This is a genomic window from Salmonella sp. 741265073_HBA, from assembly GCF_046569105.1.
GTDB classification, from domain to species: domain Bacteria; phylum Pseudomonadota; class Gammaproteobacteria; order Enterobacterales; family Enterobacteriaceae; genus Salmonella; species Salmonella enterica.
In genome coordinates this window covers 1-17870 of record NZ_JBKFRY010000027.1, presented here as the reverse complement: position 1 = coordinate 17870, position 17870 = coordinate 1, and the positions used below count along the sequence as shown (strand labels likewise).

The window sequence follows — 17870 nt, the reverse complement described above, 5'->3', positions numbered from 1 at the left end:
TTCCTGGGAAATCACGCGTGACCCCACCTGCATCTCGCCGTACAGCACCGGCAACGTGTTACCGTTGGCAACCATATTATCCAGCGACGAGAAATACGTGTTCTGCCTGCCGTTATCGGTCTGCCTCATTTCGGACATTTTGGGTTTTGGTGCCAGCATCTGCGCCACACCGCCCAGAATCATCGACGCCCCGGTCATATACATGCCGGATACCGCCGCCGCTCCCAGCCAGCCTGCCGGGTTCCACCAGGCAACGGCAATCAGCGCCGCACCAAGCACCGCCTGAAACACCCCGCCAGATTTGGCCCCGGCCAGACGCGGCACAATATGAATCACCGCGCCAGGCGGCAGCGGGTCATGCAGGCTGGTTGTCAGGGTATCAGCCGTAACATCGGCTCCGGCTATGCGTACCTGATACCAGCCGTCGTTCAGTTTCTGCCGGAGACCGGGCAACTGTACCGCCAGTGCCCGGACAGCTTCAGCACCACTGGCTACCTGCAGGCTGACGCGGCGGCAAAATCGTTGCAGATCCCCGTAAAGGCAAATTCGCGCCATGCCCGGTGTCGCCAGATGGAGTGCGTGCGTCGTTGCCATTTGTCGGTATACCTCTCACGTTTACTCAGTTGTTCAGGAATATGGTGCAGCAGCTCTCCGTCGCCGCAGTAAATCGCTGCGTGGTTCGGAACGGAGGAGCCAAAGCAGCAAATCAGCACGTCGCCGGGCTGCGCACTGGCTGCGCTGACACGGTAAAATCCCGTCGTCTCCAGATTATCCAGATAGAGATTGTCACCATGCCGCCACCAGTCGTCGTCCCGGTGAAAATCCGGCATATCAATCCCCGCCAGATGATAGGCATCACGGAACAGCGTGTAACAGTCAAAAACCCCATGTTTAAACTGTCGTCCGGTCAGGTGTGGCACACAGCGGAATTTATGTACCTGGCCGGCGCATACCAGCCACCACGGCAGGTCGCTTTGAACCTGCAGCCTGCGGTCCACATCGCTCAGATACGGCTGGCCGCCAGGATGGCTGTGAACCAGCGCCACAATATCCCCCTGCGTTTCAGCCCTCAGCCAGTCCTCCGGCGCCATACGGAAATAATCCTCCGGCGCGGCAGAAATATTCACACAGGGGAGATACCGTTCTCCCGCCTGTGTTCTCACCACGAAGCCGCACGACTCCGCAGGCGCACACCGTCTGGCGTGCGCCAGAATATCCTGTTCTTTCATGATGATTTACTGTGAAAGTTTATTAATGGAGAGGAAACCGCCAAAGTTTCCGGTATTGTTACGCAGGGCGCATCCCCGGGCGCAGCGGCTGCAGGCATCTTTTGCCGGATCGGCGGTAGGGTTATCAAATTCATCTGCGACAGCTGGTCCCGTATAACCACATTCGTCAGAGCGGTATATCCATGTACAGGTATTGGCCAGCATAATTCGCCCGGGGAAGACACATCCGTCCGTTTCAGTCGGTGTTGCCAGGACAAATGTCGCACTTACCGCCGTCAGATCACTGCACTGCTCGATCACCCATCGGCTTACGGATTCCTGCTCCGGGTCAGCCTCCTGGTTGCCGTTTTGAAAATTCACGGCATCGAGAAACCGGGCATACACTATCCTGCGGATGACCGTCGCCCCAACCAGGCTATGCAAATCCTCCACCATTCCGGTCACCATACCGTAAAGATTGGATACCTTCAGTGACGGGCGCGCAGCTGCGCCTTTGCCGTTCATTTCAAATCCGCAACCGTCTACAGGATAAACGTCATATTTCCGTCCCTGCCAGGTAACCGCCTCCCCCTTTTCATTTGCCTCGTTACAAAAAAAATAACGATCACCGCCAGACTGTGTCAGATCGATTTCCCACAAAGTGATCCTGGCGGACTGCGCCAGTTTAGCGGATTCGTTCAGCGTATCCTGCGAAATGTCCTGCATCACTCCTCCTCAGATAACAACCTGTTCAAAAGTCGTGGTCACAGTCACCCAAAGAGAGCCAACGTTAATCGACCATTTGCGGCAAATCACCCGAATTTGTGTCCAGGTATAAGGCGGCGTCCAGAGAAAGGATTTCACTCCACCGTGGCGGGATAAAAATGCCTCAAGGTTCTGATGTTCTCCCTTACGAATCCGGACCGTTACGTTATACTTCGCCAGATGGTTGTTCAGCCCGGCTGGACGCCGTTGTTCATACCCGTCACCCAGTTTTATGGAGGTGACTTTTGGTTCTGATTCCACTGTCATATCAGGGCGGATCTTCCAGTTAAATGTTTCCATTGTTATCGCCCTCCTCCAGCAATACCCCCGTCACGCGACTGCTGTTGCCAGAAATCAATGGCGGCTTTTTTTCCAATGTTATATACGGCCTGTAATGCCTGCGGACCAATCTGTCCGTTGCCGGCGTCGTTGTGGATTTCAATGTTGTACTCAGGCGCAAACATAGCCATCCCTCCTGAACCGGCTGCCACGACACCCAGCTTACCGTCAGCACCACGACGAAGTGGTAATATTGCCTCCGGTCCTGCCTCGCCCATCACCCCGGCACCTTTGGCAAAAGCAAAAAATGTCGGGCGATTAACAATGCTGCCGCTGTATCGGCTCAGTTCAGAAGACTGATAAACTCCACCAGTCGCATTGGCTGTCACACCAAATCCCAGAGCAGATCCGATTCCCTTTACAGCCTGCATCATTGCCATACGTGCTGAAATTTTTGCCAGATCTGACACGATGGATGCGGTGAAAGATTTAAAGTTTAGTTTTCCAGTGGTAACGAACGTCGCCAGCCCGTCGCCCATACTGTTGAATGCCGATGTGAACATTTGCTCCGTTGCGCCCGCCACGTTGCTGCCCTGCGCCATAAAGTTATCCAGCGCACGCGACGCCCCCAGAGTCCAGTCTCCCTGCGCAGCATCCACTTTCGCATTGTACTCAGCCCACTCAGCCAGCCGGCGATTGAGACTGCCCTTCAGCGCCTGCTCAGCCTGACGATATTCGTCAGAACCGTATGTTCCCTTTGCCTTACTGTCGCGCTTAAGCTGCTCCAGTTGTTCCTGGTAGCGCTGCTGAATTTTCAGACGCTCTTCGTACCGGCCTCGTTGCTGATCGCCCATACCCATTGTGGCCAGCACCATTGCGTGCTGCTGCCTGACGCGGGATTCTTCGTCAGCGAGCTGGCTGGTTAATGTGAGCGTCTTTTTCTTCAGTTCATTAAGGGCATTCTGGTGTTGCAAATCCTGTTGTGAGATATCCAGCTTCTGTAGCGCAAGCGCAATTTCATCCTTATGTGCCAGTACGCTTTGTTCATCCGCCGTCAGTTTTTTACCGGACAAATCAGCGATGCGCTGCTGAAATGACAAAAGCTGCTTATGCGCTTCCGTCATTTTTTCGGTCGTGGAAAGCTTCGCGGCGGCAATCTGCCCTTCAGTCTGCGCCTGTTGCTGGCTGTACTGCAAAAGCAGTCGCCTGGCCTCGTCGTTGTGGTAAGTCTTTGGCTTTTTCGCCTGTTGTGACAACGCCTTTTTATGACGTTCATTTTCGCGCTCCAGTGCGGCATTGCGTACAGCAGCATCGGCATACTGCATGGCGGTAATGCGCGCCACCTCCCGTTGGTGCCGCAGGGATTCAGTTTCATTATCCCGGTTCAGCGCGGCGTTCTGCTCGTTCCGACGTTTCTGCGTTTCCTGATAATTACGCTCTGCCTGCGCCTTCGCATCCAGCAGGTCCTTCTGGCGTTTCTGTTCCTGAAGTTCGTTCAGCTGCTGCTGATCGTATTCAGTCTGGGAGGAAGACACCGTCCAGGGCGTTTTTCTGTCGCGCGCGATTTTTTCCTGCAGTGTCGCGATCTTTTCATCGAGCGTGTCTTCCCGCCCGATATCCAGCATCCGATCCCATGCCCACTTCGCCGCATCACCGACAGCATTCCATGCTCTTTCAATCCAGCCCAGATTGTCGTGTACGTCCCCCATCCGCTTATTCATTTCTTCCGAATACGCGGACATGGCAATTTTCGCGGCATCAGCCACTCTTCCCTGCTCACCCAGTACCCTGATTTGTTCAAGCTGGGTGGCTGTCAGAAAATGCAGTGTCCTGTCCAGTTCTTTCGCCGCATTCACCGGATCATCCCGCAGGCGTTTAAACTGGCGGATGGTTTCATCCACTGATTGTCCAACGTTTTCCTGCATTCTGGTCGCGGTACGGGATACCATTGCCACTGCCTGCCCGGTAAACGCTCCGCTACCGACCACCTGTGCCAGCACGCCTGCAGCGTCGTGCTGCGTGACGCCATTTCCGGCGAGCGACTTCGCCATCGCATTAAGCTGGCCTGTGGTTTTTCCGGCATAACTCCCGGTCAGAATAAGCTGTTTATTGAACGTCTCGCTTTCCTTAGCGCCTTCATAGTAGGCCTTGCCCAGCCCGTAAACAGCAGCAGCCACGCCGCCAGCCAGCCCGCCGAGCATCATGCCCTTCGGAGACATCAGTTGCTCGATCCACCCGGCGCGGTTAGCGAGCGTAATACCACTTCCCCGCAGTGCCCCGAAATTCCCACGGGCCAGCTCACCAGCCAGCACGCCCAGTTCACGACGGGCAGCAGCGCTTTTCAGTCCTAGCGTATGGGTGGCAGTTCCGGTACGCTCCAGTTTACGGATATAAATATCTGCGGCGCTGCTGACACCCAGTTCAGCCGCCTTCACCCGCAGCAGCTCGGTACGGGAGAGGCCCTGTACCGTCGTCTGCTCTTTCAGGCGGCGTATAAACTGTGCTTTTTTCTGCGTGGCCAGCGCTTCGGCATCGGTAAGCTCACGGGTCTTCCTGGCGGTTTCAGACACCAGCGCCAGATAATCGCCCTGTGAGATATCTCCGCGTCCTTTCGCCTGTCGTACCTGCGCCTGGATACGCTGCAGCTCCTGCAGACCACCGCTTAACTGTTTTACACTGTCAATCTGGCGGTAAAAAGCAGCACTTGTCCTGTCCTGTGCTGCCGCCACAGCCGCTGACTGCGCCTGTTCCTCACGCAGTTTCCTTCCCAGTGCCTCCACCCGCTGTCGCGTCTGATCCACATCCGCCGCCAGACGCGTACTGGCCGCTGCGCTTTTCTCCACAGCGGAACTGTACGCGGTACTGCTGGCAGTCACTTGCTCCAGACTGGCGGACGTCCGGCGCGTCGCCTCCGTCTGCTTATCCAGAAAACGCTGCATCCGGGCCGCTGAACGTTCTGAGTCACCAGCCGCATCGTTCAGCAATTTTTTAATGCGCGGAACTTCGTTTCGGAACTCTGCGCTGTCGATACTTAAATCAATGACCAGGTTCGCTATCTGGTCCATAGCGGACACCTCCGGTAATACCTTCGCCCAGGATCATCAGTTCATCATCCGTTTTTTCGTGCAACGACTCAGGATCAGTGATCAGGCTGAACATTTCTGCATCGTGATGCGTGCCTGTAACCAGTCCGGAAATCAGCGATTTCAGCGTTGCAAACTCCGCATCCAGCAACATGTCACTGAAGCTGTTCTTCCCGAAATGCTCCGCCCACTCACCCAGCTCTGTCGCACTCATTTCCGCCAGCATCTGCCGCCAGTCTGGTCGCCGGAACTCACGCGCGAGCCGCATCACAAACGCCAGCTCCCGGTTCAGGACTTTTCCGGCGTGGTCGTGTCCTTTTCACTCCCGCTGTCGTCTTCCTGCGATGCCGGAAGACGCATACCACTCAGGGACAGAACCATATCAGCGCCACGTCCCAGCGCCTCATAAGACCATTCCAGTCTGACGGACTCATACAGGGCGCGGGCCTCCTCCTCTTTTTTGCTTTCACACAGGGAGCGGGATACCAGCCATGCATTAATATCCACCCCCATCTGCATAAATTCTGTCTGACGCTCTGCTTCCGTCAGGGTTTCAGGCTGTGCGTCATAGTCTGCCGTCCGCTGCTGAATAAACTTCAGATAATCCACACGTTGCAGGGCAGAAAGCTCACTGAGCACGATGGAATGCCCACCGTAGTTAAAGGTGTCTGTATTGAGAAACATGATGATTTTCCATAGAAGCCCCGGAACCGGGGCGGACTGATAAGAGAGGGTTATGACGCCGTCACTGTCACTGCTGCCACCGCGACAAGACTGCCGTCACTGCTGATGCCAACAATATTCACGCTGCCCGCCTTCACGCCTTTAACCGTGGCCACATTATCCTTCAGCGTGACGGTGGCGATCAGCGGATCGGCGGTCGCAACCTGCAGCGTTTTATCTGACGCGTTATCAGGTTTTACCGTAAATGTCAGCGTGGTGGTGGCTCCGGCAGCCACCGTGGCACTGGCCGGCGCAACGGTCACGCCGGATACGCTGACTACGTCAGGTGTATCCTCCTCCGCAAGAGAAGGACGCCCGACGCCGGTGATTTTTACGCTGCGTGTCATCACCTCTTTGGACGTCACGGTTTTACCCAGTGAACTCAGCCAGCCGCGGAACACATCAACCGTCCCGTTAGGATACCTGATACGGAAGGCGCGAACTTCGCCGGTGTCAAACAGCTCAACCAGTTTTTTCTGTCCGGTCTCACCGGGTTTCCAGGCCAGCGTGGCCGTGGTGTCACCGACGCTTTTCTGCCCCTGCGTAGTGCTTTTCCAGTCGGCATTTTCATCATCAAGATAGTCATCGTCTTCCGCATCTGCACTCATTTCTCCGGGCTGCAGATCCTTAATACCTGCCAGTCGCAGCCAGTCATCATCAGCCAGTGGATTTTTAAACGCATCGCCGCTGCCGGTATACAGCCAGAATGTGGTTCCGGCGCCTTTCGTTTTTACCAGTGGGTTTGGTGTTCCCATCATATCCTCCTCAGTTGGTATAGGTGATCCGGTAAGTAATTTCTGCCATCCCCCACGTTGCCATTTCGCTGTCACGCTGGTAGTCATAACCCAGCGGGGTCATGGTATCGATAAGGCGCTCCAGACCACTAACCTCTTCCAGCGCAGGAAAGATTTTTTCTTCCATCCAGATATCAAGCTCTGTATCAGGAGCCTGAGCCCTCAAAAAAACTGCCGTATGGAGAGTAGCCTGCCAGTCATCCTCATCGGTCATAAGGCCTGTATACTGTGCGTCTGTCAGCCAGACAGCTATTGCGGGTAAATCTTCCTGTTCTACGAAAGCAGGAAGTCCATCAAAAAGAGTGACAGGTGCGCCAGTCACGGATTCCAGCTTTTCCAGAACGGCCCGGCGGATTAATGTGTGTTTGCTCATCAGAATGCCTCCTTTCCTCCCCGGCCTTCAGGCCGGGGAGCAGTCAACGTGAAAGATAAAGCCTCAGTTGTTGTTTCAGGGCATACCCCAGTTGCTTCGGCATTTCCTCGTCAATCAAGCTTTGTGTGGCGCTTTCGAATGCCTGAGTCAATGGTCCGGAAAGAGGAATTTTCACTACATCGATTGGATAACGGTTTTTCCCGTTAACGCGTCGCATAACATGCCAGCGTCCGTTAGCCAGTTGCTGAATAAAGGCATCCCGGAACAGATATGGCCCGATTTTAAGCACACTTCCGCGATACAGCAGTTTGCCCCTCCGTTTGCTCATCCTGACCTGTGCAGCGCCCAACTTTATGGCGGGAAGGTTTCCCCGGTTAATCCGTATCCGGGCAGAGCGTTTACCGTCTGTACCGGCTTTAAATAACCTCACCCTCTGGCGAACCAGCTTCAGCGGAAGTCCTCTTACCTGGTTATCTCCGGCGACAGTCTCCCGCGCCACCTTACGGGTTGCCACTGAAACAGCTTTCTGCGCCACGCGATTCACAGCCCAGATACTGGCCCGGGGAACCATCTGTCGGTCAAGGCTATTCAGATTCCGGATCGCATTTTCAAGCCCTTTCATACATACCTCCCGTCCTGCGCCGGTTATCCGTCGGCGGCGTCCCCCTGCCCAGCAGAATAATACTGCTGTCTCCACCAGCCGGAGTGATGCGATCCACCCAGAAGGTGTCACCGAGAATGGTTAGTGTGTCCGGGCGCTTCAGATGGACTGTCAGGGATGTTTTGACAAAAAATGTAGGCTTGTCCCCCTCAATCCGGACACCTCCGGCGGCATACGACATACTTTCAGGATCGTCAAATACGCCCGTAAGCGTGGCCCCTGCCAGAACGCCAGAGGTTATTGTTGCTACCGTTCCCATCACCTTGAGGATGGCATCATCAGCCTGAGAAATCGCGGTATCAAACAGGTTTTCGGACTGCGACATATCGCCACCCTTACAGTTCAATAATAAGTCCTGCAGCAATAAGCTCGTCCACATCGTGTTGCGAAATGCGCGCCGGGTTCCCCGCCATAACTATATCCAGTTCCCGGTTACTGTCCGGATCGATGGCGCAGATGTGTAGTGTACGAAGCGCCCTGATAAGTACCCGTTCGGATCTTTGCCCGATCCCGGACGGCACTATGGGTTCATCACTGTCATTTTCCACAACAGACAAACGCTCCGCCTCCGCTTCCTCTTCCCATTCCATGACACGCTGGCTGAGTTCAGCGGCGCTCCCGGACACATCCGGATCACGTCCAAGCCGCGTCGCAAGCTCCCGCAGACGCTGTATATTCTCTTCTTTTGTTGCCATAAAAAATCCTCCCGCAATTTGTAACAATAAAGGCCTGAATCAGGCCTTTTGGGATGCTTAACCGACAGTGACAATGACAAACTCATCCGGGTCCGGCAGGACCATCAGCGGCGCAGACTGCGTCATGGTATATTCATTCGCCGGGTCCCCCACCGTCAGCCAGTGTTTGGGATAACGGGTGGCGGCAACAATACCCTCCGCGAGCGCCTGTGAATCCTGAATGGCACCATAGCAGCGGATACCTTCTGCCGCCGTATTTCCCAGAACCAGAGTCCCTTCAGGCAGGTAACGCTTTTCGGTCCCGTTATCAGCAACATAGGATGTTTTAGCCACCACAATGGCCAAATCTCCGTAATACCCCTTGAACGACACCACAGCCCCAAGGTCCTTCACCGCCGTTTCCAGCTGAGAATTTGAACCGCGGCGTGTATCCAGTTTTTCACGGAACAGCTTAAAGCCATTCAGCAGACGCCAGACTTTCCCGTCCATCACGGCAATATTGATCAGACCGGATGCCTGGTCGCAGTACATATCCAGATCATAAGTTGGGTCAAAGGTTTCCCTGTCCTGCTCTGACCATTTTTTACCTGTGGCCTGAATAATGTTATTCCCGGCTGAGCGACCAAAATCCACCTCCACGGTGTCAAACTGCTCGCCCTGCATGGTGTATTTCCCGTTCAGCACCGCACTGACGGCCTGCATCTCCTCCACCTGGACGATGGCCTTCTCTTCCTGCTTCAGGTTATCGGTCAGAATGCGCAGACGACGGTAGGCCGGATCGTTAAGCCTGGCCGGGTCTTCACCCGGCAGACGCTCAACAACCTGCGCATAGTTAACTTCATGCTTCGGTTTGACATACCCCGGACGCAGTACGCGCGTTTCCCCGCCGCGGTTACGCAGAACCTTCCCTCCTACCACCGGAGATACATAAGCGGCAATCGGTGTTTTTCCGGTAATTTTGTCCAGCATGACTTCCTGGGTAGGAAATGTCACAGTACGGCGAAAAAACAGGCTCAGGAAGAGTGGGTTAAATTTAACTTTCTGCTCGGTATAACCCAGCAACTGGCGGGTGGTAAACAATCCCATAAATGGTGTCCTCCGGACGTTAAATACGATAAAGGCCGCTTCGCGGCCTTCTTATTACGGTAAAGCGGCGTGACTGACGGCGCTTCCGGCGAATGCATTTGCCTGCTTAATGGCATCCACACTCTTCGGCCATGCCAGTGATTCTGTGGCAAAGGTGCCGCTCTTCCAGTACGTCAGCAGGTTTTCCGACCCGTCCAGCTCAAGGGCCAGAACCCCGACCGCCGTTCCGGCCTTCTGCCCGTCCCAGGCCACCAGTTTCCCGGTGGTATCATCCAGCATCAGGGGCGTCAGCATCGGTGTGGCCGCCGTTATCCCGCTGACTCCCGTTGCGGTATGTGCCGGATCGTTACCGGCGAAAATGCGGTTATCCGCACGTTTCTCAATAGTGGTGGTAAATGACATGCTGTCTCCTTATCAGGTGGCTGAAGTACCGGGAATACTCATCAACAACGTCGTTTCGGTATCATTACTGTGGCCTTTGCCGCCGGATACGGGGCCCGGGGAATGAGACTGCATGAAAGCATCAAATGCGTTGTTCATGCTCAGCCCCGCATTACCGGATTTGTCCGGCGCGGCAGCCAGCAGGTCACGGGCCTGATCTGTGGTCATACCAGGCATGACAGCCAGTTTTTCCGCCAACTCTTCACGGCCTTTCGCCTCATCAAGCGCCATCACGGCATCATGAAGTGACGTTGCCGCAGCGATCGGCGATGCTGCCAGAATGGTTCTGGCCTGTTCCACCGTCATCTCTGGCATGGCCGCCAGTGTCTGTGCGAGTGTTTCCCGACCACCAGCTTCTTCCAGGGCAAGGATACGGTCAGCGGTGCTGATCGTGTCCGCCGGCGCGGCGGCAGCCAGAATAGACTTCGCCTGAGCAACGCTCATTCCCGGCTGCCCGGCCAGCATCTGTGCCAGTGCCTCATGCCCCCTGGCCTCCGGGCAACCCAGAATTCCCATTACGCGCTGGTTTTCCTGCGTGACAGCGTCAGCTGCACTTAATTCAGGCATAGTGCCTCCTGTCTTGTTACTGTTGATAGCTTCTGCCATCACGCCGATGGCGTCAGCAGCATTCACCATTCCATCTGCCAGTCCGGTAGTGATAATGGCCTGCCCGTCATACACTGCCGCCTCCGTCGCCATTACCGCATCGACAGACAACCCCGTGTACCGGGCCACTTTTTCTGCAAACATCTTTCTGGCCTCGTCCATTCGCTGCTGGTAGTCGGCATGGACGCTTTCCGGTAATTTCTGGCTGGGCGTCAGATCAGCCTTGTGTGCGCCAGAATAGATAAGGGTGATATCGATCCCTTCCTGTTTCAGTTTTTCGGCGTAGCTGGTATGCGCCATCACCACACCAATTGATCCCATTCTGGACGTCTGGGTCACAAGACGGTGCGAACAGGCTGCCGCCAGCAACATGGCCGCCGAACAGGCTGTTTCATTTGCCAGTGCCCAGACAGGTTTCTGTTCGCGCATCCGGCAAATCATGTCAGCACAGTCAAACGCCCCGGCAGCCTGACCGCCTGGACTGTCAATATCCAGCAGAATGCCTTTTACCTCCGGATCTGAAACCGCCTGTTGTAGCCGGGCAGTGATACCGTCATAGCCGGTCATCCCTGAAAAGGGACGCATTCCGCCGAGTTTATGAACCAGTGTTCCGGTCACGGGTAATACCGCAATACCGTTCACTACCTGATAAAAACGTGCCTGCGGCTTTCCGGTCGCCATAAAATCGCCTGTGACCAGTGCCATATCCGACTGATCCAGACTTTCGTTATTACCGGGAATGTGCAGGCTGTTAATGCCTGACTCCCTGCCCAGCGCGCAAAAGAAAACCCGCGCATAGGCGGGTTCAAGCAGCAACGGAGCACTGGTTGCCTGGCTGATGATGTGCGGGAGATTACGTTGCACGCTTTTCCTCCTCCGTCTGACGGCTCGCCGCGATCTGTTGTTGATAGGTATCGGTGATCCATACCGGACGCGAAAGTCCGGCTGCCCGCCGTTCTTCGGATTCCCTGACCTGCTGGCGGAATATCTCCTGGTAATCCTCGCCCATAATGGCGAGTTCTTTTTCATAGGTACTCAGCCCGGCCTCAATACGCATCACGGATTCCTGAACCTCCTTGAGTCCGTCAATCGCCATACGTCCGGCACCAATCCACTCCGAGCGGCTCCAGCTGGATCGGGCCTCCCAGAAGGAAAACCTGGCCCGGGGTGCCCGGATAACTCCCCGTATCAGCGCCTCCTCCAGCCAGCAGGAAAACATTTGTGTCGCCAGCCGTCCGGCAATGAACCGGCGCCGCCCCAGGAAATAGCGCCAGGACTCATTGGCAGATGCGCGGGCGCTGGAATAGCTGACCTGAGAATAATCACGCGAAAGCTGCTCATAAGAGACCCCCAGCCCGGCGGCAATATACCGGAGCAGCGCCTGCTCCAGCGCTGAAAAGCCATTATCGGAATCCTGCGCAGTCTGCAGATTCAGCTCATCACCCGGGTACAGGTGGGGAATTTTTACACCGCCCAGTTTGATACTGTTGGTACTGTAATAGCGGGCATAATTTGCCAGCATGTTAACAAGGGGCGTATCTTTGTTATCTGCCGCCGTGATGTATTCAAAGGCTTTCTCGGAATCGAGTTCGCTTTCTATCGTGGCGGCGTACATGGCTTTGACAATCGCGGACTGAAGCTGCGTTGCCTGCAGGGTATCAAGCATCTTCAGCCGCTCCATCACACTGTAAAACTGATTGGCACCGCGCGTCTGTCCGTCCTCAACCGGCTCGAAAATATGTAACATCGCGGGTCGTCCAGACGGCAGAAAACGAGGAATACGGGTCCAGCGTTCCCCACCAGCCACCGGCCAGTCATCATCACAGACATGATAGGCGAGGGCTTTTCCATTCCGGTCCGTTTCCACTCCTGCGCGAAGCTGGCGGTTTCCGCGGGCATACCCCGGCGTGTCCACCCGTTTCGGACTGACAGCCTTGAATCGGGTACGGAAAACCTGCGTGGTTTCAGCGTCCCAGACAGGCTGGAGAAAAATTTCACCATTAAAGGCGTGAACGCCCACGCCTTCACGGATGAACTCTGTAAAAGTACGCTTCCCCTCGGCATCCATTTCGCCAAAAATACCATCGCAATATTCTGTCCATGCAGCTTCAACCTCATCCACAAAACTCTTCGCTGCGCTCTCACGCATACCAAGATAGCGCCAGTTTGGACGATAGCTGATAAGAAACAGGTGTCCGACAATATGATCCTTGTGCAGCGCCACCGCATTTGCTGCAATACCATTATTACGGACCAGATCATCAGCCCGCGCATTGCCGAGGCGCAACGAAGGCAGCAGCGCGGCATCCACGCTTTCCGCCGGGGGCATCCAGTCAGCCATCTGTCCGCCGAAACCGATCCCCCCGCCGGTGTATCCCAGACTTTCCCGCAGCGGCGTGCCGTGAACATCCACCAGAACCGGGGTGCGCTTCACAGTCTCACCCCCACAGGTGCCCGGCGGCGACCATTGCACAGTGACGCCTCAAGTTCCGCGACATATTTTTTCAGATCCCCTACCGATGTCGCGGTAAATTCAACCCGTCGCCCGTCTTTCTGAACCGTCGCCACCCGTTTTCCCGTCATCAGGTCATGCAGCGCGACGCGGGCTTCCTGTAGCTCAGTGATTGTTGCCATTAACTCCTCCTGCCAGCATTGCGGCCAGTTGTTCAAGTGTCGGGGTATCCTGCTCTTCGCTTTTCCTTGATGTCGCCAGCGCCTCCAGATCCAGTTGCCAGCGCTGCACAGACACCCGTAACGCTGCACTGGCATAGACAAGACAATCCAGCGCTTCGTTACGACGTCCTTTGGCATCCCATAACAGCCGGAATTTTCCGTTAACCAGTTTCTCCACCAGCTCTTCGGCTACCAGTTGCTTCGCTTCCACCTCCGTAAAAACATCCGGATTATCCGGAAAGCGGATCGCATAAGGCGTGGCTTCGTCGGCAGGCGCAGTAACCGCCCCCATTCTGGCGTAAAGCATTTCTTTGGCAGTATCAGTACCGATTTCGCACAGGAATACCCCGCTCTGGTTGCGTTTTTTAGGCATGGTAATAACGGGTTTTCCGTAAACGGAGGCCCCTTTGACAGGCAGCACGCGGAAAATGCCGTGTTTTTTTGAGCGTTTATAGACGATTTCTGCATCGATACCGCCGATATCCCAGCAGATACGGGAAATGGAAATATCCGTCCCGTCAGCATGACGATATTTTTTATTAATGACGGCATCCACACGCTGCAGGGTATCTTCATCATCATGCCGTCCCATGATAATTTGCTTATCAATAAGGAAAGCCTCTTCGCCCGGCGCCCAGCCCCAGACATACATTTCATAACGGTTACGCTGGGAGTCGATACCAGCGGTCAGATACACCACCCGCTCCGGAACCGGCGCCGCATAATGAATCACTTTTTCCAGCAAAAGCTCATGGCTGAGTTTTTCGGCCACCGCCTCTTCATAAGGCTCGCCCAACGTGGTATTTATAAAGGTTTTCACACCATTTGGATCTTTCAGCGCATCCAGCCAGTCATAAATAATCTGTATCCAGGTGGTAAAGGGACTGTAAGCCGTCCAGATATGAAAGGTAATGGATCGTGGCGGCGGAACCTCCTCACCGGACGCGCTGAAATAAGCCAGTCCATCGCGTGTCCACATGCCTGTGTTATCGCAAATCCAGCGGCCTGCTTTCTGATCAAGTTCCGATTGACGGATCACGCATCCATTATGTTCACAAAGGTAATACACCGTCTCCGGCTTGCTTTTCTCCCATTTCAGACCGAACGGCGTACTGCCATCACCGAATTTAAGGTACTGTTCTTCGCCACAATGCGGACACGGTACATGAAAACGCATAAAATGCGCCGATTCATTTGCCGCCTTTTCAATCTGGCATGACCCTTTGACTTTTGGTGTGGAGCCCCGAATGGATTTAGGCCAGACAGAACCTTCAATACGTTTATCCCCCAGCAGCGTCGGCGAACCTTCTTTCTCGACATCCGGCTCAAAAGATGACAATTCGTCATAGCAGACCACATCCACCGATTTTTCACGGTAGTTTTTGGCTGCTGCACCGCCGAGGCACCAGAACCCGACACCGGAAGAAAAGCGTTTCAGGGTAAGCGTGTTATCACGATGTTTACGCCCGAACCAGGGGGCCAGCTCCAGCAATACAGGAACATCCCTGATAGTCGGCTCCACGTGGGATTTCATAAAATCCTCAGCGGATGAGTCGGTCGGCTGGAACAGCAGGCTGTTGCGCGACTTGTGCTCTATGAAATAGCCTTCCACCCCCAGCAACATTTTGGTATAGCCCACGCGGGCAGACTTAATGAGGTTTACAACGCGGATCAGTTCATACCCCATCGCGTTCATTATCGCTACCTGAAACGGCAGCGTTTCCCATTTGCCGGGGGTGTAGGAGGACTCTTTTGGCAGATAGTAATACTCATCAGCCCACTGCACGGTGGTAAGCGGTACGGGAATATGAAGCGCTATCAGCCCGTTAGTTATGGCTCTGTTGGCATTATTCGCCCTGCGCTCTCCGGAAATCATCGGTCCACTTCTCCACATCCGCTATCGTGGCGGCCCTGCCTGACGCCCTGGCGATTTCCGTTCTGACCACATCGATGTGCGACTGGCACAGATCAGGATATTTGCGCTGTAATACCAGCGGTACCCTTGACAGTATCCCTGCTATTTCCTGAGCCACCCGTTGCAGGATGTAGGTGAACAATTCGGTCTCAAGAACCAGCCCTTCGCGCTCAGCATTTTTAAGTTCCTGCGCATCCGCCTGGGCTTTTGTCAGGCGGTAGCGCTCATAGTCGATGGTGCCGGGATTAAGATCTGATTCCGCAGCGGCACGTAAATCATCAACCTCTTTACGCAGCTTTTCATTTTCAATAGACGCATCACGCTCCGCGTACCATGAAATCGCTGCCGCGGTGTCGAACACTGCTTCGTTACCTTTTCCTCCTCCGGAAACAAGTGGCAGCCCCTGGCTTTGCCAGGCTGTGACAGTTCTGACGTCACAACCAAAAATTTCAGCCAGTTTTTTTTTGTTCACGTTCATGGAAAAGTCTCCCGGAAACAGGAAAGGATCTGCGATCTTCGTTTTTAACTAAAAACGTTATCCAGCAGATCCTTTCTTTTTTCTAAAAAAACCTTTAAAAACAGGAAATAAACGATAAGAAGAACGGATCTGGCTTTTCCCTGAAAATTTTCATAAGGAGTGAAATCCTGCGACGCTGCCGCCCCGTAATGTCCCTGACTGCCGGAAAGGACCCGTAAAGATTGATGTCCTCCCACGGATTAGCCCCTGCTGTAATGCTTACTTACGTAACCGTTCCAGCAAATCCTTCTCAAATATCCCGGTACTTTTACACTCCACCGGCTTCACCTTATCGTTACCGTCGGCAGTATCCAGTCCGGCAGTGCCTGTCACCATTACCGAAACATTACTGCCTTCACCGGCACTCCAGACCTGCGCGACGATACGGTAATGCTCCTGGATATTTTGTGTCTGCGGTAACAGTGAACAGTCCAGATACAACGAACTCAGTTCCGGGTCATCCCCGGTACCGGCGATAATTCCTGTGGTCTGGTCGTTAACACTGGCTGTGATGGCTTTCTCCCTGAAATACAGCGCCACGGCATTCAGCAACTCATCCGGTTTACGGTTACCGATGAATGAGGTTGATATCTGTTCGCTCATCCCTGGCTGCTGCCCGGACTGGCTGTCCTGCTGTTGCTGCCCGCCCGTTTTAACCGGACCATACACAGTAATGCAGCCGCCAAGACAAAGTGCGGCAGCGGTGGCTAATATACGGCGCATAGTCATTACCGATAATAAAGCGTTGTACAACCGGCGAGGGACATACATACCAGGGCCAGTACGAATAATTTTGCCTTCATTAATTTTCCTTGTTATCAGGTTTCAGTTCTGTCCGCTCATTTTGTCCGGGGCTCGTTGACAGATGTAAAAAAGCCAGTGGTCAGACTGGCTAATGTTTTGTTATGTTATATCATCAATCATCTGGGGATTATTTCACTGGTTATAGTCTCCAGAAACAACTAAATAAGATTTCATGGCGTGCTTTTAATGACGATTCTGAACATGTTTGTCTTCCGCCCGGAGATGCAGGTGTCCATCTCCGGGTCTTTTATTTCAGACATTGCGTCCGGATGTACTCCTGCAAATACTTCAGTTTTTCCTGGTCGCTGATGATTCCGGCGCGGATATTGAGAACGTTTTGTCCAGCACCTGGAGAGAGTTCGACGGTGGCAGCATTGCCCACGCGGCTGGTGCTGGCGGTTTCGGTCCGGGTGGGCACTGAACATCGCCCTTCGACGCGCACCCGGCCACCAGCAGCAAGGCGGCGCTGCAAATCAGTATTCCTGGTCTGAGCATCAGCTAACTCCTTCGTGTATTTAGCATCAAGGGCAGCAACGTCACGCTGGCGCTTAGTCATGTCGGTAATTGTCGCGTTCGCCAGTGTCAGGCTATGGCTGGCTGTATCGCGCTGCGATTTATACTGAATGGCGTTGTCGCGGTAATGCTCTGTTGCCCATGCAAGTGCAGCAATCAGCAAAGTCACTGAGAGTTGCAACCAGTATTTTTTCAGCAATACAGGTAACAGATTCATACCAGCACCGATTTTGCTTTTTCAAAGCGCTCTCGCCTGTCACCGATGCCGTTCTGCCCTCCGTTAATGATCTGCGTAACGCGTACCAGGTCGCCGGAGTATTTCAGACACCCTCTAGTCACAAAAAACCACGCTGCGGAACGGGCGGCATGACGATCCAGCTCAAGCTGTCCCGGATTCGCCACCAGATCCAGTTTCAGGGCAACGCCGCATCTGGTGTAATTCTCCAGCCCAGTAATCTGGATAAGCCCACGCCCGCGATACTTCCAGCCATCTCCGGCGTCTTTGTTACCCATGCGGCCGCCATAAACCAGATTGGCTATTTGTGGCTGGTGGGCAACCTGGCGACCATCAATACGCCCCAGCATTTCGCACTGATAAGGCGTAAGGCGTTTACCAAACGTTTTTTTCAGCGCCTCCACCGAATAATTAAAGCTTTCCTTCAGAACAGTAAATCCTGCTGATTCATGTCCCGTTTGTGCAATGAACATGGCCTGATCCAGTGGTGCAGTAATAC

The 17870-nt window shown here is 54.3% G+C and carries 23 protein-coding genes; all 23 read right to left on the bottom strand.

All coding sequences use genetic code 11. The features are described 5' to 3' along the window. The coding region (locus tag ACLD3P_RS21545; protein ID WP_411006731.1) for a tail assembly protein at positions 1-594 on the bottom strand (594 nt) is incomplete at its 3' end. Continuing rightward, entirely contained in the window at positions 492-1229 is a 738-nt protein-coding gene (locus tag ACLD3P_RS21540) for a C40 family peptidase (RefSeq protein ID WP_000662740.1), read from the bottom strand. The genes ACLD3P_RS21540 and ACLD3P_RS21545, both read right to left, overlap by 103 nt. A gap of 6 nt (positions 1230-1235) precedes the next feature. Then, on the bottom strand, positions 1236-1934 hold the full coding sequence (locus ACLD3P_RS21535; RefSeq protein WP_001152689.1) for a phage minor tail protein L: 699 nt from the start codon (positions 1932-1934) through the stop codon (positions 1236-1238). 9 nt (positions 1935-1943) lie between these two features. Continuing rightward, positions 1944-2273: a phage tail protein gene (locus ACLD3P_RS21530; protein ID WP_000447369.1), complete on the bottom strand. Its 330-nt coding sequence runs from the start codon at positions 2271-2273 to the stop codon at positions 1944-1946. 2 nt (positions 2274-2275) lie between these two features. Continuing rightward, a complete protein-coding gene (locus tag ACLD3P_RS21525; RefSeq protein ID WP_052942650.1) occupies positions 2276-5317 on the bottom strand; it encodes a phage tail tape measure protein in 3042 nt (1013 codons plus the stop codon). Beyond that, a complete protein-coding gene (locus ACLD3P_RS21520) occupies positions 5289-5627 on the bottom strand; it encodes a phage tail assembly protein T (RefSeq protein WP_010989052.1) in 339 nt (112 codons plus the stop codon). Before ACLD3P_RS21520 ends, ACLD3P_RS21525 begins: the two co-directional genes overlap by 29 nt. Next, positions 5624-6019, bottom strand: a complete 396-nt coding sequence (gene gpG, locus ACLD3P_RS21515; RefSeq protein WP_000479607.1) for a phage tail assembly chaperone G — start codon at positions 6017-6019, stop codon at positions 5624-5626. Before gpG ends, ACLD3P_RS21520 begins: the two co-directional genes overlap by 4 nt. Positions 6020-6069: 50 nt before the next feature. Next, on the bottom strand, positions 6070-6816 hold the full coding sequence (locus ACLD3P_RS21510; protein ID WP_000971954.1) for a phage tail tube protein: 747 nt from the start codon (positions 6814-6816) through the stop codon (positions 6070-6072). Between the two features lie 7 nt (positions 6817-6823). Continuing rightward, on the bottom strand, positions 6824-7225 hold the full coding sequence (locus tag ACLD3P_RS21505) for a phage minor tail U family protein (RefSeq protein ID WP_000033885.1): 402 nt from the start codon (positions 7223-7225) through the stop codon (positions 6824-6826). 43 nt (positions 7226-7268) lie between these two features. After that, on the bottom strand, positions 7269-7847 hold the full coding sequence (locus tag ACLD3P_RS21500; protein WP_001534814.1) for a phage tail protein: 579 nt from the start codon (positions 7845-7847) through the stop codon (positions 7269-7271). After that, positions 7834-8211, bottom strand: a complete 378-nt coding sequence (locus ACLD3P_RS21495; protein WP_023251960.1) for a head-tail joining protein — start codon at positions 8209-8211, stop codon at positions 7834-7836. The genes ACLD3P_RS21500 and ACLD3P_RS21495 overlap by 14 nt, the downstream gene beginning before the upstream one ends. 10 nt (positions 8212-8221) lie before the next feature. Then, a complete protein-coding gene (locus ACLD3P_RS21490; RefSeq protein ID WP_023251959.1) occupies positions 8222-8581 on the bottom strand; it encodes a DNA-packaging protein FI in 360 nt (119 codons plus the stop codon). A 57-nt stretch (positions 8582-8638) separates the two neighbouring features. Next, on the bottom strand, positions 8639-9667 hold the full coding sequence (locus ACLD3P_RS21485) for a major capsid protein (RefSeq protein WP_000522566.1): 1029 nt from the start codon (positions 9665-9667) through the stop codon (positions 8639-8641). Between the two features lie 54 nt (positions 9668-9721). Continuing rightward, the gene (locus tag ACLD3P_RS21480) at positions 9722-10069 is read right to left on the bottom strand and encodes a head decoration protein (protein WP_000011260.1); all 348 of its coding nucleotides are present in this window, start codon (positions 10067-10069) and stop codon (positions 9722-9724) included. A 12-nt stretch (positions 10070-10081) separates the two neighbouring features. After that, the gene (locus ACLD3P_RS21475) at positions 10082-11578 is read right to left on the bottom strand and encodes a S49 family peptidase (protein ID WP_023251958.1); all 1497 of its coding nucleotides are present in this window, start codon (positions 11576-11578) and stop codon (positions 10082-10084) included. Next, positions 11568-13148, bottom strand: coding sequence for a phage portal protein (locus ACLD3P_RS21470; RefSeq protein WP_000831821.1), 1581 nt, complete (start codon positions 13146-13148; stop codon positions 11568-11570). The genes ACLD3P_RS21475 and ACLD3P_RS21470 overlap by 11 nt, the downstream gene beginning before the upstream one ends. Beyond that, positions 13145-13348 carry a phage head-tail joining protein gene (locus tag ACLD3P_RS21465; RefSeq protein WP_000201415.1) on the bottom strand — a complete coding sequence of 68 codons (204 nt, stop codon included), beginning with the start codon at positions 13346-13348 and terminating at the stop codon, positions 13145-13147. The genes ACLD3P_RS21470 and ACLD3P_RS21465 overlap by 4 nt, the downstream gene beginning before the upstream one ends. Continuing rightward, positions 13332-15263 carry a phage terminase large subunit family protein gene (locus tag ACLD3P_RS21460; RefSeq protein ID WP_000623088.1) on the bottom strand — a complete coding sequence of 644 codons (1932 nt, stop codon included), beginning with the start codon at positions 15261-15263 and terminating at the stop codon, positions 13332-13334. Before ACLD3P_RS21460 ends, ACLD3P_RS21465 begins: the two co-directional genes overlap by 17 nt. Next, positions 15235-15780 carry a terminase small subunit gene (locus ACLD3P_RS21455; protein WP_001102153.1) on the bottom strand — a complete coding sequence of 182 codons (546 nt, stop codon included), beginning with the start codon at positions 15778-15780 and terminating at the stop codon, positions 15235-15237. The genes ACLD3P_RS21460 and ACLD3P_RS21455 overlap by 29 nt, the downstream gene beginning before the upstream one ends. Before the next feature lie 44 nt (positions 15781-15824). Continuing rightward, positions 15825-16016, bottom strand: a complete 192-nt coding sequence (locus ACLD3P_RS21450; protein WP_023223569.1) for a hypothetical protein — start codon at positions 16014-16016, stop codon at positions 15825-15827. A gap of 22 nt (positions 16017-16038) precedes the next feature. After that, complete coding sequence (locus ACLD3P_RS21445) at positions 16039-16542, bottom strand: hypothetical protein (protein WP_010835731.1); 504 nt, start codon at positions 16540-16542, stop codon at positions 16039-16041. 328 nt (positions 16543-16870) lie between these two features. Continuing rightward, positions 16871-17353 carry a lysis protein gene (locus ACLD3P_RS21440; protein WP_045718183.1) on the bottom strand — a complete coding sequence of 161 codons (483 nt, stop codon included), beginning with the start codon at positions 17351-17353 and terminating at the stop codon, positions 16871-16873. Then, positions 17350-17870: glycoside hydrolase family 19 protein (locus tag ACLD3P_RS21435; RefSeq protein WP_411006730.1), on the bottom strand; the 521-nt coding region annotated here is incomplete at its 5' end. The genes ACLD3P_RS21435 and ACLD3P_RS21440, both read right to left, overlap by 4 nt.

Excerpts from the sequence above, each read along its gene's own strand:
- ACLD3P_RS21540 (WP_000662740.1), bottom strand. The coding sequence starts at position 1,229 with ATGAAAGAACAGGATATTCTGGCGCACGCCAGACGGTGTGCGCCTGCG.
- ACLD3P_RS21535 (WP_001152689.1), bottom strand. The coding sequence starts at position 1,934 with ATGCAGGACATTTCGCAGGATACGCTGAACGAATCCGCTAAACTGGCG.
- ACLD3P_RS21530 (WP_000447369.1), bottom strand. The coding sequence starts at position 2,273 with ATGGAAACATTTAACTGGAAGATCCGCCCTGATATGACAGTGGAATCA.
- ACLD3P_RS21525 (WP_052942650.1), bottom strand. The coding sequence starts at position 5,317 with ATGGACCAGATAGCGAACCTGGTCATTGATTTAAGTATCGACAGCGCA.
- gpG (WP_000479607.1), bottom strand. The coding sequence starts at position 6,019 with ATGTTTCTCAATACAGACACCTTTAACTACGGTGGGCATTCCATCGTG.
- ACLD3P_RS21510 (WP_000971954.1), bottom strand. The coding sequence starts at position 6,816 with ATGATGGGAACACCAAACCCACTGGTAAAAACGAAAGGCGCCGGAACC.
- ACLD3P_RS21505 (WP_000033885.1), bottom strand. The coding sequence starts at position 7,225 with ATGAGCAAACACACATTAATCCGCCGGGCCGTTCTGGAAAAGCTGGAA.
- ACLD3P_RS21500 (WP_001534814.1), bottom strand. The coding sequence starts at position 7,847 with ATGAAAGGGCTTGAAAATGCGATCCGGAATCTGAATAGCCTTGACCGA.
- ACLD3P_RS21495 (WP_023251960.1), bottom strand. The coding sequence starts at position 8,211 with ATGTCGCAGTCCGAAAACCTGTTTGATACCGCGATTTCTCAGGCTGAT.
- ACLD3P_RS21490 (WP_023251959.1), bottom strand. The coding sequence starts at position 8,581 with ATGGCAACAAAAGAAGAGAATATACAGCGTCTGCGGGAGCTTGCGACG.
- ACLD3P_RS21485 (WP_000522566.1), bottom strand. The coding sequence starts at position 9,667 with ATGGGATTGTTTACCACCCGCCAGTTGCTGGGTTATACCGAGCAGAAA.
- ACLD3P_RS21480 (WP_000011260.1), bottom strand. The coding sequence starts at position 10,069 with ATGTCATTTACCACCACTATTGAGAAACGTGCGGATAACCGCATTTTC.
- ACLD3P_RS21465 (WP_000201415.1), bottom strand. The coding sequence starts at position 13,348 with ATGGCAACAATCACTGAGCTACAGGAAGCCCGCGTCGCGCTGCATGAC.
- ACLD3P_RS21460 (WP_000623088.1), bottom strand. The coding sequence starts at position 15,263 with ATGATTTCCGGAGAGCGCAGGGCGAATAATGCCAACAGAGCCATAACT.
- ACLD3P_RS21455 (WP_001102153.1), bottom strand. The coding sequence starts at position 15,780 with ATGAACGTGAACAAAAAAAAACTGGCTGAAATTTTTGGTTGTGACGTC.
- ACLD3P_RS21445 (WP_010835731.1), bottom strand. The coding sequence starts at position 16,542 with ATGCGCCGTATATTAGCCACCGCTGCCGCACTTTGTCTTGGCGGCTGC.
- ACLD3P_RS21440 (WP_045718183.1), bottom strand. The coding sequence starts at position 17,353 with ATGAATCTGTTACCTGTATTGCTGAAAAAATACTGGTTGCAACTCTCA.